Source organism: Brevundimonas sp. Root608, from assembly GCF_001427825.1.
Lineage (GTDB): Bacteria > Pseudomonadota > Alphaproteobacteria > Caulobacterales > Caulobacteraceae > Brevundimonas.
The window spans coordinates 313729-331164 of sequence record NZ_LMGT01000001.1 but is presented as its reverse complement, the minus strand read 5'-3'; the positions used below and the strand labels follow the sequence as shown (position 1 = coordinate 331164).

Below are 17436 nucleotides of genomic sequence, written 5' to 3'. Positions count from 1 at the left end.
CGGCGCAAAAAGGTGAGGGTATGCTGCGATGTCATCGGCTGCTAACGGTCCCGCTTGTGGGACCGTTCCACTCACGCGTTCGTGATCGAATACGGCAAGGCTCGTCACGCCCTCGTCGCGGCCTGTCCACAGGCTCATCCCCCGCCATGATGCCGATTCGGGCAGAAAGTGATCGTCAACCCCGTTGACGGTTGGTTAGCCATCTGCGCCCCATATGTGGGCTTGGGGAGCGCTTCAGCCACTAGGTCTTGTGGTTTGGAGCGCGGGGACACCCATTCGATTTTGTTCAGGGCGGCGAATACCATGGCTGGCGGCGAAGCGTTGAAGACGGTTGATTTCGTGTCCCCGACGGACGGTGATGCGACGGCGCGTCCCCATCTGTCCGTGGTGAAATCCCTGCAGCTCGACCGGTCCCGCGACGACCTGCTGACCGACTTCGGCAAGAAGACGCTGGAGGACCGCTATCTGCTGCCCGGCGAGAGCTATCAGGACATGTTTGCGCGCGTCGCCACCGCCTATGCCGACGACCACGACCACGCCCAGCGCGTCTATGACTATATGTCCAAGCTGTGGTTCATGCCCTCGACGCCGGTGCTGTCGAACGGCGGCGCCGACCGCGGCCTGCCGATCAGCTGCTTCCTCAACGCCGTGGCCGACAGCCTGGACGGCATCCAGTCGGTTTGGAACGAGAATGTCGCCCTGGCCTCGAACGGCGGCGGCATCGGCACCTACTGGGGCGGGGTCCGGTCGATCGGCGAGAAGGTCAAGGGCGCGGGCCAGACCTCGGGCATCATCCCCTTCATCCGCGTGATGGACTCCCTGACCCTGGCGATCAGCCAGGGTTCGCTGCGCCGCGGTTCGGCCGCCGTCTATCTGGACGTCCACCACCCCGAGATCGAGGAGTTCCTCGAGATCCGCAAACCCTCGGGCGACTTCAACCGCAAGTCCCTGAACCTGCACCACGGCATCAACATCTCGGACGCCTTCATGGAGGCTGTCCGCGACGGCCGGACCTTTGACCTGCTGTCACCCAAGGACAAGGCGGTGGTGAAGACCGTCGACGCCCGCGCCCTATGGCAGAAGATCCTCGAGATCCGCCTGCAGACCGGCGAGCCCTATCTGATCTTCTCGGACACGGTGAACCGCCAGATGGCGCCGCACCAGCGCGAGCTGGGCCTGTCGGTCAAACAGTCCAACCTGTGCGCCGAGATCATGCTGCACACCGGCCGCGACCACCTCGGCGTCGATCGCACCGCCGTCTGCTGCCTGTCCTCGGTCAACGCCGAGATGTTCCTGGAGTGGCGCGAGGAGCCGAAATTCGTCGAGGACGTGATGCGCTTCCTCGACAATGTGCTCGAGGACTTCATCCGCCGCGCCCCGCCGGCCATGGCTGCGGCCGTCTATTCGGCCAAGCGCGAGCGTTCGGTCGGCCTCGGTCTGATGGGCTTCCACTCCTTCCTGCAGTCCCAGGGCGTGGCCTTCGAAAGCGCCATGGCCAAGTCGTGGAACATGCGGCTGTTCAAACACCTGCGCCGCGAGGCCGACAAGGCCAGCCGCGTCCTGGCCGAAGAGAAGGGCGCCTGCGAGGACGCCGCCGAGCGCGGCGTCATGGAGCGGTTCAGCCACAAGCTGGCCATCGCCCCGACCGCCTCGATCTCGATCATCTGCGGCGGCACCTCGGCCGGCATCGAGCCGATCCCGGCCAACATCTACACCCACAAGACCCTGTCGGGCTCGTTCGCGGTCAAGAACCCCTATCTGGAGAAGGTTCTCGGCGCGAAGGGCATCGACACCACCGAGGTCTGGTCCTCCATCCTCGAGCACGAGGGTTCGGTGCAGCACCTCGAAGGCCTGGACGAGGACGAGAAGGCCATCTTCAAGACCGCCTTCGAGCTGGACCAGCGCTGGATCGTCGAACTGTCGGCCGACCGCGCTCCGGAAATCTGCCAGGCGCAGTCGATCAACCTGTTCATCCCCGGCGACGTGAACAAGTGGGACCTGCACATGCTGCACTGGTCGGCCTGGGAGAAGGGCGTCAAGTCGCTCTACTACCTGCGCTCCAAATCGGTTCAGCGGGCCGCCTTCGCCGGGGCCGAGAACAAGGTCGAGGCCGAGATCGACCCGAACCAGCCGGACCTCTTCTCGGCGGCGCGCACCGACTACGACGAATGCCTGGCCTGCCAGTAGGCCGGTAACCACGCCGACAGCCTCTCCGCCGGAACCTGCCTGTCGGGGCCGACGTTCCGGGACACGAAGCGAAAGTCTGTTGGCGTAACGGCCTGCATCGTGCAGGGTCGCATTCGTTAACGGATCGGGGAGGGACCGTTGATGCGTATGGCGGCGATTCTGGCCGGAGTGTTGGCGACTGTGGCGCTTGCGGCCCCGGCGCTCGCAACCGAATCGCAGGACACCCCGACCGCCCGGTCCGATCTTTCCGACCCGTGGAAAGTCGCCGTCGAGCGCCCGACCAATGTCGCCGATCTCCTGACCCGTCTCGACCGTGACGCCCGGTATGCCGCCGACCGTGCATGGGAAGCCGCCGATGGCTGGGCCGGCTATGCGCCCGACCGCGACCGGTCTTCGCAATGGGCGGCGTCCAGCCGGGACGTCTGGTTCGAAACGGAGCGCTTCGACGACCGGTTGCGCCTGCGCACCGAGGGGCCGTTGCGCCGCCTCGACGGCTCGCCCCTGCCGCCCGGACCGCTGGACCCGGCGACCCTCGACGCCGAACACTACGATCTGACCTACATCCGCGGCTGGACCGAAACCCTGGGCCAGACGGCCTCGGGGCTGGACGTCACCCTGACGCCGCACCTGGGGGTCGGGGTGGGATCGCGCGGCGGCACGACAGAGGCGGGCGCCACCCTGCGCATCGGCCGCGGCCTCGAAAAGCTGGTCCCGGACGGCGGCGACGCCTTCGGCGAACGTCCCCGCTGGTATCTGTACGCGGCGGGCTCGGGCCGGGCCGTCGGCTATAATTTCGCCCGCAACCGGGACGGCGACTTCGCCCGCTCGGGCGTGAGCCAGGACTCGGGCAATTTCCTCGGCGACGCCTCGCTGGGCGTGGCGATGCGCCGGGGCCCGGTGCACAGCTCCCTGAGCGTCGTCTATCGCGAGATCGAGACCGAGGGCCTGCGCGCCGGCCACGGCGTCGATACGGACGTGTCCGAGGGCCTGATCGCCTTCCAGCTGAGCATCAAGCCGGAATAGCCGCGCCCGCTACTGCGTCCGCGCCACACCTTCCCGACGATCGTCGGCGCCCCCGTCCCAGGCCCAGCCCCCCGCACCCTGCCGCCACATCGCGCCATGCAGGCCCGAGTTTTCACTGGCGTTGGGCTGGAGCGCGACGCCCCGCGCGGCCAGCCCCGTGCGCAGGGCCTCGGAGAAGCGTTCCGTGTCCGCTCCGAAGCCGTCGCCCCTGGCCACCAGATTGGGCAGGTCGAACGCCGCCTGCACCGGCAGGCCCCAGTCCAGGATCGCGATCAGGGCCCTCGCGTTATAGGCCAGGATCGACGGCCCGCCCGGCGAGCCCAGGGCCCCCAGCAGGCGCCCGTCGCGGTCGAGGATCAACACCGGCGACATCGACGACCGGGGCCGTTTACCGGCCGCCACGGCGTTGGCCGCCGGCGCGCCGTCGGGCCGCACGGGCGTGAACGAGAAGTCGGTCAGCTGATTGTTGATGAAGAAGCCGGCCGCCATCCGGCCCGAACCGAACACGCTTTCCACCGTGGTGGTCATGCTGACCGCATTGCCCCGGGCGTCGACGACCACGAAATGCGAGGTCCCTGCCGGTTCGCGCGTCGCGTCGGGGCCGGGGAAGGCGCCGCCCGGCGGCGTGCCGGATTCGGCGGCGCCGGTCAGGCCGGGCGCCAGCGCGGCGCGGGCGGCGACATAGTCGGGGTCCAGCAGGCCCTGCACCGGCACGCCCACGAACCCGGGATCGCCGACATAGCGGTCGCGGTCGGCGTACATGAGCCGCTGCAGTTGGGCGAAGGCGGTCCAGGCCGCCACGCTGCCGGGCCCCTCGTGGACGTCCGGCGTCCGCTCGGCCATGGCCAGCAGCTGAAGCACGGCCACGCCGCTGGACGGCGGCGGCGGCACGCAGACGACATAGATCCTGTACGGCCGGCACAGGGCCCCGCGCTCGACCGGCGCATAGGCGGCGATGTCGGCGGTCGTCAGCGCGCCGGGCCGCGGCTCCTGCGCCACGGCGGCGGCGATCTCGCGCGCGATGCGGCCGTTGTAGAAGGCGTCGGCGCCCCCCGCCGCCAGCTCGGCCACGGTCTCGGCGTAGGCGGGGTTCCTGAGCACGTCGCCGGCGGCGTAGCGCGCCCCGTCCGGCCTGGTGAAATAGGCATTGGCCCAGCGGCTTCTCGCCTGGCCCCGCGGGGCCGCGATCATGCCCGCCAGCCGAGGGCTGACCACAAAGCCGTCGCGCGCCAGACGCTCCGCGTCGCCGAACAGGGCGCTCCACGGCAGCCGTCCGTGCGCCCTCTGCGCCATCGCCAGCATGGCCACGGCGCCCGGCGCGCCGGTCGAGCGGCCGCTCAGGATCGCCTCGCCCACGCCGAGCGGCCGTCCGTCTTCGTAGAACAGTTCAGGCGTCGCCGCCGCCGGCGCCGTCTCGCGTCCGTCATAGCTGGTGACCTCGCCGGTGGCGGCGTCGAACACCATCATGAAGGCGCCGCCCCCCAGTCCCGACGACTGCGGCTCGACCAGGCCCAGCACCGCCTGGATGGCCACGGCGGCGTCCACCGCCGAACCGCCCTCGCGCAGCACCTTCAGACCCGCCTCGACCGCCAGCGGATTGGCGGCGGCCACGAAGGGGCCGCGCGCGGCCGGCGCCGGGGCCGGGACCGGCGCCGCGCCGGCTGATCCGCCCGTCCCGCCCGCACACCCCGCCAGCGCCAGCGCCGTCGCCACGACAGCCGTCAGCACTCGGAAGGACCGGGTCGGGAGGAGGTTCATGGCTGACTCGTGCGAGGGCGGATGCGCGGAGAAGCCTCTACTTGGCCCGGCGGCCGCCCGAACGAAACCCCCCGCCGTTTCGCCCGTGCGGATCGGCGCCGGAATTCATCGTTGAAAACCCGTCGCGTGGCTCTTGCCCCCCGCCCCCCCGTCCGCTAGATACCCGCCTCGCCGTTCGCGGCCAAGCGCGCCCGTAGCTCAGCTGGATAGAGCATCAGACTACGAATCTGAGGGTCGGACGTTCGAATCGTTCCGGGCGCGCCATTTCTTCCAGAATATGTTGAGCTTTCGGGCGGCGAGTAGCGCTTCTATACCGAGGGCAACAGTAATGGTCGCCAGATTGTCCACCGCCTGGACTGGTTCCAGTCCGAAGGCGTCTGAGGGCTTCTGAGGCCTCACTCGACCGGGAACCGCTGGTTACATAACCTAGAACGGCTCGGACGCCGGCGTTGCCCGGACACACCGTTTTTGGGCTTGTCCCCCGGACTCGTGAACTGCTCCTCTGTCCCCCCGGGATTGTCGGGGGACATCGCCATGCGGCGGTTTGGAAGGTTAATTCCCGAATCTGAAACGCAAATTCGCGCTTGCAGTCCAACAAATCCGGCTCGCGACCCGGCGTCTTGGGCGTTACTTGAGCGGGGAAAACGATCTTTAGATCAAGATCTTCTCAAGTTTCAACTGTCCACCCGGGGGACAAAAGGGTCGGTTTTCGTGACCAGCCATTGTTCACCCGAATCGCGGTCCCTTTTTCAGCCAGAGAGACCGCCGGGCGCACAGTCCCCGTGATCGGCCCTCGTGATCGACCAGCTATCACAAGCCAAAAACGCCGTGATGTGCCGCCCCATCGCGAACTTTCCTGGCTGGTCCGGCAACCGCGACCCGTGTCGGGGCGCCAAATCCGCAAAACTGCGGGCCGGCCACCCTCGCCGCCCGAGGCGTCGCAATAGCGGGCTGGCACATCACGGTCTCCGGGGCCTGATGTGCCAGCCATCATCCGGACTCACGGTGGCCGTCGGATGGAAGAGAACGCTGGCGTTGACGAGCTCTTGGCCTACGTCTCCCAGTCTCCTGCGACTGGCCTGTCGCCGATAGATTTGCGCAGACCGGTCGGTGGTATGGCCGAGCTGGGCCATGATGATGGCGTCGGAGCATCCGGCTTCGGCGAGCTCTACGCCGCGCGTGTGTCTCAGGCCGTGCCAAGTCAGCCCGGACCTTACCTTGCCCTTCCCCTCCAGTCGCCCAAGAACGCGGGCCAACGCCTGACTGAGCTGCCTCGGGCGCCAAGCGCCGCCGCGACGATTGTAGGCGATGGTGGGCGCAGCGGAGGTCGTGCGCTCATCGAGGAGCTCGGTCAGCCGCGGGTCTTCGAGATGTTCGATGCCGATCAGGCTCTTTCCCGATCGCCACCTGTATCGGACCCGCGCCCCTTCCCGGACGCGAGCCGTTGTGGGCAGGCGGCACAGATCGTCGCGCCGAAAGCCGCCGTATCTGGCAAGGCCGACCGCTCTCACCAGACCTGGCATATGCGCACAGGCGGCCAAGACGTCCGCCACCTCCGCCGGCGTCCACACCGGGTGCGGTTCGGCGCACCGCCCTCGTCCCTTCACGCGGTTAACACCGAAGAAGAGATTCAGCGGAAGAACCTCATCATCGATCAGCGGCCGACATGCGTTCTTCAGAAGCTGTAGTCGCAGGGTGGCTGCCCGGTGTCCGTCGAGGGCCCAGCGATCCCGCAAGCTGCGGAGGAATGGACGTCGCACCTGATCCAGTGCGACGTGCCCGATGTGGTCATGCAAATGGCCGGCGACGCGGCGATACTCCTGCCGCGTGCTGGCCGAGAGCCGGAGGAAATCCGGACTGGCGAGATAATCGTCGAGCAGGTCCCAAACCCGCTTGTCGGCATGGTCTGTCAGAAGCGCCTCCAACTGGAGCGCCGTTCCGACCGTCGGAACGGCCGCAGAAATGAGTTTCATGGGAGAGCCGTGTTATGCGGCCGCAATCTGTCTAGGCTAATCAGCAAATCCCGGCAACCCGGATTCACGGGGATCCAGGTCGTGACGAAATGATGGGGCTCCAGAAACAGGAAGCTCACCATGCCGACCACGAAATATCCAGCAGTCGACGCTGCAATCCGGAAAGAGCTCAGGAGGCAGTCCGATCCGGACTGGAGGCCGATCCGCGCGACCTTCCCAAGTGTGCCCAAGAGCTCGTTCTATAATCGGATCAAGGCCGTCGAACGGGCCCTGCAGGAGGAACGCAGGGCGAAGAGGCTCCGGCTGGCCGAGCCGTTGAGTCCGCGCGCAGGGCGCCGGGATCCCTTTGCTCTAATGGCGGAATGCGATCTGAGAGCGGAACTTGTGTTCGTACTCGACCTGTCCCTGCGGCTTCGCGCCGCCTCATTGGAGGGTGATCGAATCAAGAATCCCGTGGCGCATGATCAATCGATCCAGCTTCGGAATCGGATCGTACGACGGATGTTGTTGGTGCGAAAAGATCGTGAGCGGTTCGACCTGTGGCATGTCTCCTGGTCAGCCGCCGCAAGGACGATGGGGCGGTCGACATCAGTCCAGCTCTCCCACTTTCGAAAGCAGATGCTCCTCCCGGAGCAGTGGTCTGCGCTGCAGATCGCGATCGGGGCGCTCAGGGACGCCAAGCTGCTCGACACTGGTCCCAACATGTCCTCAAGGGAACTCTACGAGGCAGCGCGATCACGTCTCTACGTCCTTGAGCGTCTTGAAGTCTGGCGGAACAGGCAAATGGATTATCGAATGATGGGACGCCAAGTGGCCTGGATCCTTGAGCGCGTTCAGGATCGGCAAGATCTTTCTTTGGAGGTTGTTGAGCCGCTGCGCCAAATGGCCCGGCTGTGGGTGTATCATGTTGCAGAGCGTTGCGCGGAACGGCGGGGCATCCCCGCGGAAGGGCCGCGACATGCCGTCGCTGTCCTCCATCATAGCCAAAAGGACTCAGTACCGGGGCTTCGGGCGGCCATGACCTTTGCTCGAATGGGATAGCACGTCGGGCACGCGGAACGCCTTAAAGGAGCCAAGCACGAAGAGCCATGAGTGGTAACCGTTGCAAAGGCGGAGGCCGTGATCGTCTCGTCGACTATGGTTCCTTCTTCTGGCGCTCCGCCTTTTTCCCGACCCCCGCTGCGGGCTTCTTTATCCACGCGAATGCGACTTTGTAGCCGAGTTCGTCAGCGATCCGGCGGCCGGCATGGCGGAAGGTGATCAGGCTGAAGAAGGGCAGCCTCGGTTCCTTCTTCGGCGAGCCGTTCACGAGGACGCCGAACACAACGGTGTAGTCGGCGGGCACCAGGTGAGTGCCGGCGGCGGGCACGAGGTCGACGTAATCCGCGCCTCCCGGCTGTTCGGCGATCTTGGTGCGAACGCGATCACGGAATGGCCCGTCCCGCTTTAGCGCGATCGCCGACACGAGGCCTTGGTTGAAGAGGTGGCTGAGCCGCGAAGACTCGGACTTGTCCTTGATGTGGATGAGCCGCTTGTCCTTGCCGAGGAAGTCGCAGACCTCAATCGAAGTAGAGGAATCGCTCGGCTTCACCAGTTTAACGTCCAAGGACAGCAAGTCCCCTCCGCTTGCCTCCACACGGGCATTATATCGCTTTTCGTTGTCACCGGCGTGGGCATCCGGAAGCGCCACCTTATCGGTGTTGGCGAAGTACGCTGCGACCTCCTTCGCCAAGTCGGCGTCGATCCGATACCACCGGCCACCGGACAGAGTGAAGGTTTCACCGTCGAGGACGGTTTCGAAGACGAGGCAGTCCTTCACCGGCCACGCTTGGCCGTTTACTTGGCCCTTCTCGTCGCACTCCTGGACCGAGTGTCGAGAGAGGAAGTCCTTATCGTAGACGCTTAAGCTCTTAGCCTTCAGGTCTGACAGATAGTGGACGATTTCCAGATCAGGAAAAACCGACTGTGACGAGAAGCCCCGAAAGCGAACCCAGTCGGTCTTGTCGGGGTCGTAGATGACCGGGTAAGCCAGCCCTATGTCATCAACCTCCGATGGGTTGTTCGCCAACGCGTCAGTCAGGGCGCTTGCGAGGGCCCCGTCCAGCCTTTCGAGCACCTTAGCGTCTCGAACGTGCTTGATTTGGTCGATCCACCCGAACTCGGTTTTGTAGTCGTCGAGGCCGTGCAACGCCAAGGCCCGAGAGCAGATGCTTGGCAGATCGTCCAGCTTGACCTTACGTCGGATCGTGAGCGCATCGCTTCCACTGATCCGAGTCGCGAATGTCTTGTCCTTAGGCTCGCCAAGCAGCCCCCGGACAATGTCGCGCTCCGGATCAATCTCGAACGCCGTCCGCTCCGATCCCCGGCTGGTCTGGGACCTACGGCTTAGTGTGTTGGAGTCGGGCGTCCGCAGGTCCGCACTGCGCAGCTTGGTGTGGTCCACAGCGTTCAGAACAACGCGCAGGCCGAAGTCCTGCTCGAACGCCGTCTGGTCCAGTTTGGAGTGCCCCATGCCGAAAGAGACGGCAAACCACCTTGCGTCAGCCTTCAGAAACGCGAGCCCGTAGGCGGACCTCTGGATCAGATTGTTCTTGGTGGCAGCCGGCAAATCCAGGAAGTCTGTCCACCCTGGATATCCGCCGCCCAAGGCGCCGGTTGCGACTTGGGAGCCTTCGAACGCAGCCCACGGTTCTAAGGTCACGCCAGCCCGAATGGCACCGGCCGGTTCGACGTCCTCTCGCAGGAGTCGCAGGTTAATGTTCTGAGTTTTCTCGGTCATTCCGGCCCCTTCTTCAGGGTATCGTGGTTCGCGGAACCGAAGATCGCAAGAAGCTAGGCGTTACGCCGGACTGAGGGCCTCATGGAGCATCGCCGGCAGCAGGCCGCTTAGATGGCCGGATGCTTGTCCTTGAGCTACGCAGGCAGCATTTGCCTTAACTTGCAGGTCGTCGAACCAGCATTGGTCATCCAACGTGGGGACGGGGATTGCGATTTTCTCCAGCGCCTTAATGCCCAAGGTGCGGTTGCGGCCAGCCCCGCCGGGCGATGCTTGCGAGAGGGCCAGAAGCCCTTCTTCGCTAAGGAACCAGTATCGCAAGAATTTCGATGTGGCGCGTTCGGGACAGGGGACGCAGGTGAGAAAGCGATGAGAGCCCACCCTACCCGTGTCTTCGGGTTGGGCTACCGCGACAGCGCCCTCCCAAGCGAACACGATATTGAAGAGCAGATCACCGTTTTCGATGCGGAACAGCTTTTTCGAACCAACCTCGATGCCGGGCAGGGCAGGCTTGTGAAAGGTGCCTCTGCCGAACGAACGGACACCAAGTTCCGGGTAGGCCGCGTCGAGGTCGATGACTACAGGACGGCGAACGAGCGGCGCGACCTCGGCCATTGCGACGCGCGGGGCATCGGCCGCGATGCGTGTGAAAGCGGCGCGCAAGACCGCAGCGGTCTCTGCCCCTACTGCGTCAGCGGCATGGGCGCGTGAGGCTACCGCCTCCGCGGCCGCGTCCAGTCGCGCCACGATGGATCTTTGATCAGCAAGGGGCGGGAGAGGTATCTCTTGCGCAAGGAACCGCGCCTCTTTTAGTCGCACGCGATTGGTGCTTCCCTCGCTGGCGCGCCTGCAAAGGGCAACGAACCAGTCGGTTTTGCTTACCCACGCGACGTAGGCCGGGACCGCCCGCCGATCGTCGACGTCAAACGATGGGAAGTCATTCGAGACCACCGCCCCGTCCAGTTCGGGCGGCACAATTCCGAACGCGCCGTGGCGCGCGTCGATCTTGGAGATCACAAACTGCCCGGTCTTCACTTCATTCTGCTGGGTTGCTGAAATCTCAGCACCCTTAAGTTGCCCACGAAGCTTGAGACCCTTGCCCCAGAGACGAGCAGTTACCTGCGAGTAAGTCGATTCAGGATCAAGGACGATACGGTTAGAGGCAGAAGTGAGCACTTCGCCAAGCGGCACCTTGGGCCAACTGGTCATACCGCACCGCGTTTCGCGAGCAGCACGCGCAATTCCTCCAGCGCCGCCACCACCTCGCGCTCCTTGGCTAGGGCCGCGTCGACGATCTCTGTGGGTGCGCGATGGTCCGCGGTGCTCTTTGAGCGGGGATTCTTTAGGTCGAGATTTACGGCGCGAACCAAGCCCGCCTCGTCTCGCTCGATGAGCCCTGGACCGTGCACGGTCCAGGCGCAAGGGTCTTCGCCTCTTGTGTCCCACCAGTTCGCAAGGTCGGCCAAGTCAGCCGACTGCAAAGGCGCGGTCTTGGAGTACTTGCGACGCCCCTCGGGCGCCGGTTGCTCCCAGTATGCGATGTCGCTGGTGGGTCCGGTCGTGTCGAAGAAAATGATATTGGTAGCGATGTCGGTGTAAGGCGCGAACACGCCCTCCGGCAGGCGAACGATCGTATGCAGGTTGAATCGCTCCAACAGGTCGGCCTTGATCCGAGCCGCTACCCCGTCGCCGAACAGCACGCCGTGTGGCACGACCACCGCCGCTCGCCCGTGGCCCCCACGCTTGAGGCGCCGCATGATGAGTTGGAGGAACAGCAGCGCTGTCTCGGCCGTGCGTCGATCGTCGGGGAAGTTGGACAGGATGCCCGCCTCTTCCTCGCCACCGAAGGGCGGGTTGGTCAGGATGACCTCCACTCTCTCCCGCTCGCCGATGTCTGTCAGGCGGTGGCGCAGGGCGTTGCCGGGATCGATTTCCGGCGCCTCCAGCCCATGCAGGAGAAGGTTCATCTGGGCCAGCAGGAAGGGCAGCGACTTTGGCTCGACACCCTTGAGCGATCCCGCCTGAAGTTGTTCACGCTTCTTCACGGTATCAGCCTGACGCACCATGTGGCCGTAGGCTTCGGTCAGAAAGCCTCCAGTGCCGCAAGCCGGATCAAGCACGGTCTCGCCAATCCGTGGATCGACGCGTTCCACCATGAACCGCACAACGGCGCGCGGAGTGTAGAACTCACCGCTGTCGCCAGCCGCGTCGCGCATCTCGCGCAGAAGCGTTTCATAAAGACGGCCGAGAGTATGAATTTCCTCGGAACTATCGAAGTGGATGCCGTCGATCAGGTTGATCACGTCCCTTAGCAGATAGCCGCTCTCCATTCGGTTGGTGACACCACGAAAGACTGTCGCGACTACGTCTCGCCGATCCCGGCCGCCGTTCTGTCCCCGCAAAGAACGAAGATAAGCGAACAGGCCAGGGCCCCGCGTGCCGTCGGGCCGGGTGGTTTCATCACCGGTGATGAACAAGAGGAGGTCGGGGCCGGTGATACCGTCCTTGTCGGCCGCCCAGTCGCGCCAGCGATAAGGCGGCTCGATCGCGGCGTGGAAGGGCTCGTCAGCCAGTTCAGCCTCGTCTTGGTGAACGCGCTCAAGATCGTCGAGGAATTTGAGAAACATGATCCAAGTCAGCACAGGCAACCGGTCGAGGTCTCCGTTCAGACCTTTGTCCTTCCGCATGATCTTGCGGGCCGACTTCACAATGGAATCCAGGCGCTGGGCGGTAGCTTGGGGAGCGGCGGTCTTCTTGGCGCGGGCCATGTGATTCCCTAGTCGGCGGTCAGGCGGCATAGAGCGCTTGGGTCAACTCCGCCACCGCCTTACGCATCGCCTGCGGCCCACCAAAGCGACGCGCGATCTCGCTCGGGTTGCCAAAATCGGATACGGGCTGGACCTTGAGCGCCTGCGGTAAGGCAAGCTGGTCCGGACCGCTGCCAGCGTATTTGTCGAGGAGCGCGTCCAGCACGGCGCGCGCGTCCTCCCCGTAGCGGGTGAACAGGTCCGACTTCGCGACTCGCAGCCGCTGTGCTCGCTCTGCCCGCGTTAGGAGCGGCGCATTCCAGGCCAGATGACAGAGGAGATCGAAGGGGTCATCGTCCGGCCGTTCAGCGTCCGCCTGGAGGGCATGGAGGTCAATCCCACGATCGGCCAGCGCCTCGATAACGGAAGCGCGCTTATCGGGCAGCGCCCATTCCGCACGGAACGCGGCCGGCGTGGCGAACAGAGTGCGAACTTTCTCGCCCGTCCAGTCTGTCAGCCTGCGGCAGGTGAGCCGTTTACCCTCGGTGTCGAGATCATAGACCAAGTGCGCCACCACCTCGACCTGGCCACCGTCGATGTAGAGTTTGCGCGGGAGAACGTCGTTATCATCAGGCGGCAGTTCAGTCGGCCCGTTCGCCTCTTCCTGCTCCTCCGCCTGTTCATGGTCCTCGGTCTCTGACGTTACGACTTCGCCACTCGGGTCGATCTCGATTCGCACCTCCGCGACCGGATCGCCATCGAAGGCGGGGTCGGCGAACTTCTCGGTAGCGGTCCCGGTGTAGTCGATGATGTTGAACCACAGCTTGCCGTAGTCCTCGCGCAGACGGGTGCCTCGTCCAATGATCTGTTTGAACTCGGCCATCGATCCGACTACGCGCGCCAAAACCACGTTCTTGCACGTCGGCGCATCGACACCGGTCGTGAGCAGTTGAGAGGTAGTCAGGATCACCGGCGTCTCCGCTTCTAGGTCCTGGAAACGGGACAACTTTCCTTTACCGATGTCGCCTTCGTCGGCAGTGACGCGCGCGACATAGTCGGGATAGCGCGCCACCAAATCTGAGTTCAGGTTCACCAACGCTTGACGCATTTCGCTGGCGTGATCCTGGTCGACGCAGAAGATAATCGTCTTGGCGAAGCGGTCGGTATTCTTCAGGAAGTCGGTCAGATGACGCGCGATGGCGTCGGTTCGCGCTCGTAGCGCCACAACGCGCTCGAAATCCTTGGTTTGATACTCCTCGTCGGGGACGGCGCGGCCGTAGCGATCCAGTTCCCCAGCGGTCGGACGCCAGCCGGCCGCATCAAGGTCTGTGACGATGCGGTGCACGCGGTAGGGCGCCAAGAACCCATCAGCAATGCCTTGGGCAAGTGAGTACGTGTAGAGCGCCTCCCCGAAGTATGCGTAGGTGTCCCGGCTCTCCTCACGGAGAGGCGTGGCGGTCATGCCGAGTTGGTAGGCCGGCTCGAACCACTCGAGGATTTCGCGCCAAGAGCCATCCGCGCGCGAACTGCCTCGGTGGCATTCGTCGATAATGATCAGGTCGAAGAAGTCGCGGGTGTATTCACGGTAAAGCCCAGCACGGCGTTCATCTTCGGCGATCGCCTGATAAGTCGAGAAGTAGATGTCCCGACTATGGATCGCCTGTCCCGCCCCAATCTTCCAACGGGCGTCGCCGAAAGGCGCGAAGGTCTTGTCCTTCGGGTCATCCACCAAGATGTTGCGGTCGGCGAGAAACAGTATCTTTGGCTTCCGGTGGTCGCCCCGCTTGTTCCAGCCAGCAGCCCACAGCCGCCAAGACAGTTGGAATGCGACCGCCGTCTTGCCCGCACCTGTGCAAAGGTTGAGCAGCGCGCGTTGCCGACCAGCCAATATGGCCTCCAGCGCGCGATTGACGGCGATTTCTTGATAGTAGCGCAGTGGTCGTTCGGCATCGGGATAACCGGACGTCAGCAGCTTGGTTTCGGTTTCGGCGTTAGGGAGACCAAGCGCTTCGCGGTGGCGCTGCCATAGTTCGGCCGGAGTGGGGAAGTCCTCCCGCCCGACCTCGACGCCGGCCACAAGGTCAATTTCAATAATCTCTCGCCCATTGCTCGCGTAGGCGAAACGTAGCCCCAGCACTTCGGCATAATCGCGCGCTTGCTGCACGCCGTCCTGGGCTGACTGATATTCGGCTTTCGCTTCGACAACGGCGATCGGGTAGTCCGGTCGATAGCGAAGGATGTAGTCGGCGCGCTTCCGCTTGCCTCGTTTCGCTACGCCGCCCACGAACAGAACACGACCGTCCGTAAAGCTACGCTGCTCATTGATGGCGCAAGGGGCGGTGTCCCACCCAGCGGTCTGGAGCCTGGGTACAATGAACTTGCGGCAAGTGTCTGCTTCATTGCTCACTGAAGCCCGCCCCGATCTCTCAATCCCAAACCTCCAGAATGGTCTCGCTTTCGCTTAACCTATCCGAAAATCGAGACTATTCCAGAACTCGATTGGACACCCGTCTCTCCAGACAGGCGACGGCACCCACTATCAATTAAGACCGCCTCCACGCGCACCCCGGCCTTGCTGATCGCAAACCTAGAGACTAGGCGCATGGTCAGGTACCGGAAGGAGGGAAGGTCATCTCCGGTGGGGCGGCGCGTTTACAGCTGATCAGCTCGCTTGGCGGATCGTAAACTTCAGATCATCGATCACCCACTCGCTTGGCGGCTCGTTATGGTGCTCCTGCCTCCCACCGGGCTCTTGGCTGGCCTGCAGCGTGTCGAAGACGCGGGCGAGAGATGTTCCCTCGTTTCTTATCCTGACGAGCTCGACGGCATTGTAGAATTGCAGCCAGTTTCCGAACGCAACATCCTGCTGGTCGGGAAGTCCGCGAAGGGGATAGCTGAAGTGACGGGCGACGATCATCCGATAGATCGTGGGATCGGGCACAGTCTTCTCAAGCCGGAAGGCCGAGCGGAGGCCACGATCGCCGACCTCGGCCATCCATTGCGAGGTGGCGGTAAGCCATGCCTGCGACTGCTGCTTCAGACGCCTTGACCGGCTCTCGCGCGTCGCGATGTCCATCCCGAACGGATCTTGGTGCTTCAGCTGGACGAGAATCATCTGCCCGGAGGCTCCGTCGATCGCGACAAGGTCCACATCGGTGATCAGCCTTCCCCCGAGGCGTAGCTTGACGTTTTCTAGGTATGTGAAGTCTTGTCCTAGCTCGTCGAGGACGCGCCGCATGGCTGCCTGCATCGACTGTTCGCGCCGTGCCTGGTTCCTGTCGTAGTCTGTCGGAAAATGAAACCGAAGGGAGTCCAGCAGGAAGAGCACTGGGCGATTCAGGGATCCGGTCTGACATCTGATCACCCCCCCTTCCGACGTTCTGATCAGTGGCGGCAGGGAGCACCCAGGCCGGTCCAGAAGCGCAGTATTTTCCCGACCAACCGAGAGCACACGGAAGATGGTTTCAGCGTCCTCCGTGGTGATTCCCCCGAACTCTTCGAGTTGCGCTCCAAAGTGTGAAAGCGCCTCTCGGATCGTATCGACAAAGGCGGCGGGGTCAGCTGAGATCGTGAGGACGTTCTCAATGCGCACCTTGCTGTCCTTGGCGCACAGGGCTTCTGCAAACCTCTCGTGACGCAGCGACAGTGACTGCAGGAACGTGATCGCGAGAATGAATTTCTGGAAACTGACCCCGCCGAACTCGACCGCGTAGTTGAAGGTGTCGTACCCATCCTCGAGAGCAACACGCTGAAAGGCTAGCGCGTAGAAGTACTCATCTAGCAGCGGGTCTCCACCGTAACCGATGAAGTGGGTCTTGAACGGATAAACAAGTTCATCGAGCAGTCGGTCGACCTCCTCGCGCGCGCTTGAGAACGCCTCTCCATGAAGGGCTTCCTCGACCATCCTCGTGTGGGCGCTGGTGTAGTGCTCAGCGATTGATCGTTCGTAGTACTGGTCGTCAAACAGCTTGGCGGGCAGCGTGATCATGAACTCTTTGCTGCCGACATGTTCGATCTCGCCCGTGCCGGCCATGGCCGTCTGCGCGACCCGTCGGCCATGCTCGATCATGCCCATTCCGGATACGATTTGAAGCACAGGCCGCGCGATCCTGCTGTCCCTGCGATAGGTGAGCGTGGGAACATCGAAACCCGGACGAGCCTCCAGCGCCAGCTTTACGAGCCTCGTGGCCCCCAAGTGCATGATGTAGAACTGCTCACTGTCCTCGTCCGTGCGATTGGCGCGTGTCCTCCGTACGTATTCGGCCAGATCCAGCTCGTTGACCGTGGCCCTCAGGTAGAGGCCAAGTCGGTCCTTCCTGAGCACCGGCACAAATTTCGCCTCCTGTCTGTCCAAGGCAGAGAAGAAGGCTCGCACGGCGTCTGAAGACTCGGTCAGTATCTGGTCCCTCTCCGTGACGGCGCGGCAGCGCTAACCATTCCAATCGAACTGCGTGAGGATCATCAAATCAGCAGCTCAATCCTCCCTCACTGATCTTATGGATCTCCGGATTATCGGCGAGAATGACGGGCGTCTCAGCCAAGTCGTACACGAGCGACCTGCCTAAAAACACAGCCCCGCTGCCTTCGTCTATCCACTGCTCACCTGCAAAAACAGATCGCTGGACACTATTTCTCCAATCGTACCGAAATCTCACGGTCTCCTAACCGATCCAAGACGACCACGTCGCCTTCCCGGGCCGCCGCACCCTCGAAGAACGCGCGCGTTGCTTTCCGATCCCGCAAGATCATTTTGGCCGCGTCAACGTCTGTCAAGACTGTGGGTCCGGGCTCAAACCTGACGGTGAAGGGGACGCCGAGGTCGGCCTTGTTCTTGCCGCCCAAGCCACCTTCCGGAATGATCTGTGAACATCCGCGGAGGTAGAAGTGGTGATTGCGAACGTTACCTGCGGTCAGGATGATCCGTGCGGTTTCCATGATTAATCGATACTCCAAAACATAAACATTACAGATA

At 63.6% G+C, this 17436-nt stretch carries 11 protein-coding genes and 1 tRNA gene; 4 read left to right on the top strand and 8 right to left on the bottom strand.

The window, feature by feature from the left end:
• Window positions 1–303: 303 nt before the first annotated feature.
• Window positions 304–2187, top strand: a complete 1884-nt coding sequence (locus tag ASD59_RS01600; protein ID WP_055827325.1) for a ribonucleoside-diphosphate reductase subunit alpha — start codon at window positions 304–306, stop codon at window positions 2185–2187.
• 141 nt (window positions 2188–2328) lie between these two features.
• Complete coding sequence (locus ASD59_RS01595; protein WP_235561689.1) at window positions 2329–3210, top strand: lipid A-modifier LpxR family protein; 882 nt, start codon at window positions 2329–2331, stop codon at window positions 3208–3210.
• 9 nt (window positions 3211–3219) lie between these two features.
• On the opposite strand, the gene ASD59_RS01590 is transcribed toward ASD59_RS01595, so the two are convergent.
• A complete protein-coding gene (locus ASD59_RS01590; protein WP_055827319.1) occupies window positions 3220–4968 on the bottom strand; it encodes a gamma-glutamyltransferase family protein in 1749 nt (582 codons plus the stop codon).
• 187 nt (window positions 4969–5155) lie between these two features.
• Here ASD59_RS01590 and ASD59_RS01585 point away from each other — a divergent pair.
• Window positions 5156–5232, top strand: a tRNA-Arg gene (locus tag ASD59_RS01585).
• A 695-nt stretch (window positions 5233–5927) separates the two neighbouring features.
• On the opposite strand, the gene ASD59_RS01580 is transcribed toward ASD59_RS01585, so the two are convergent.
• Entirely contained in the window at window positions 5928–6941 is a 1014-nt protein-coding gene (locus ASD59_RS01580) for a tyrosine-type recombinase/integrase (protein WP_055827316.1), read from the bottom strand.
• Window positions 6942–7061: 120 nt separating this feature from the next.
• Here ASD59_RS01580 and ASD59_RS01575 point away from each other — a divergent pair, with 120 nt between their 5' ends.
• Window positions 7062–7982 (top strand): hypothetical protein, encoded by a 921-nt coding sequence (locus tag ASD59_RS01575; protein WP_055827309.1) that lies wholly within the window; start codon window positions 7062–7064, stop codon window positions 7980–7982.
• A 94-nt stretch (window positions 7983–8076) separates the two neighbouring features.
• Here ASD59_RS01575 and ASD59_RS01570 read toward each other — a convergent pair whose 3' ends face one another.
• From ASD59_RS01570 to ASD59_RS01545, 6 genes are all read right to left on the bottom strand, one after another.
• Complete coding sequence (locus ASD59_RS01570) at window positions 8077–9720, bottom strand: DUF6119 family protein (protein WP_055827306.1); 1644 nt, start codon at window positions 9718–9720, stop codon at window positions 8077–8079.
• A gap of 60 nt (window positions 9721–9780) precedes the next feature.
• A complete protein-coding gene (locus ASD59_RS01565) occupies window positions 9781–10926 on the bottom strand; it encodes a restriction endonuclease subunit S (RefSeq protein WP_156376887.1) in 1146 nt (381 codons plus the stop codon).
• Window positions 10923–12485 (bottom strand): class I SAM-dependent DNA methyltransferase, encoded by a 1563-nt coding sequence (locus ASD59_RS01560; RefSeq protein ID WP_055827300.1) that lies wholly within the window; start codon window positions 12483–12485, stop codon window positions 10923–10925. The genes ASD59_RS01565 and ASD59_RS01560 overlap by 4 nt, the downstream gene beginning before the upstream one ends.
• Window positions 12486–12504: 19 nt before the next feature.
• Window positions 12505–14871, bottom strand: coding sequence for an EcoAI/FtnUII family type I restriction enzme subunit R (hsdR, locus tag ASD59_RS01555; RefSeq protein ID WP_055827297.1), 2367 nt, complete (start codon window positions 14869–14871; stop codon window positions 12505–12507).
• A gap of 255 nt (window positions 14872–15126) precedes the next feature.
• Complete coding sequence (locus tag ASD59_RS01550; protein WP_055827294.1) at window positions 15127–16839, bottom strand: hypothetical protein; 1713 nt, start codon at window positions 16837–16839, stop codon at window positions 15127–15129.
• A gap of 251 nt (window positions 16840–17090) precedes the next feature.
• Complete coding sequence (locus tag ASD59_RS01545; protein WP_156376886.1) at window positions 17091–17399, bottom strand: hypothetical protein; 309 nt, start codon at window positions 17397–17399, stop codon at window positions 17091–17093.
• Window positions 17400–17436: the final 37 nt, after the last annotated feature.

Coding starts and splice junctions, on each gene's coding strand:
- ASD59_RS01600 (WP_055827325.1), top strand. CDS start 304: ATGGCTGGCGGCGAAGCGTTGAAGACGGTTGATTTCGTGTCCCCGACG.
- ASD59_RS01595 (WP_235561689.1), top strand. CDS start 2,329: ATGCGTATGGCGGCGATTCTGGCCGGAGTGTTGGCGACTGTGGCGCTT.
- ASD59_RS01590 (WP_055827319.1), bottom strand. CDS start 4,968: ATGAACCTCCTCCCGACCCGGTCCTTCCGAGTGCTGACGGCTGTCGTG.
- ASD59_RS01580 (WP_055827316.1), bottom strand. CDS start 6,941: ATGAAACTCATTTCTGCGGCCGTTCCGACGGTCGGAACGGCGCTCCAG.
- ASD59_RS01575 (WP_055827309.1), top strand. CDS start 7,062: ATGCCGACCACGAAATATCCAGCAGTCGACGCTGCAATCCGGAAAGAG.
- ASD59_RS01570 (WP_055827306.1), bottom strand. CDS start 9,720: ATGACCGAGAAAACTCAGAACATTAACCTGCGACTCCTGCGAGAGGAC.
- ASD59_RS01565 (WP_156376887.1), bottom strand. CDS start 10,926: ATGACCAGTTGGCCCAAGGTGCCGCTTGGCGAAGTGCTCACTTCTGCC.
- ASD59_RS01560 (WP_055827300.1), bottom strand. CDS start 12,485: ATGGCCCGCGCCAAGAAGACCGCCGCTCCCCAAGCTACCGCCCAGCGC.
- ASD59_RS01545 (WP_156376886.1), bottom strand. CDS start 17,399: ATGGAAACCGCACGGATCATCCTGACCGCAGGTAACGTTCGCAATCAC.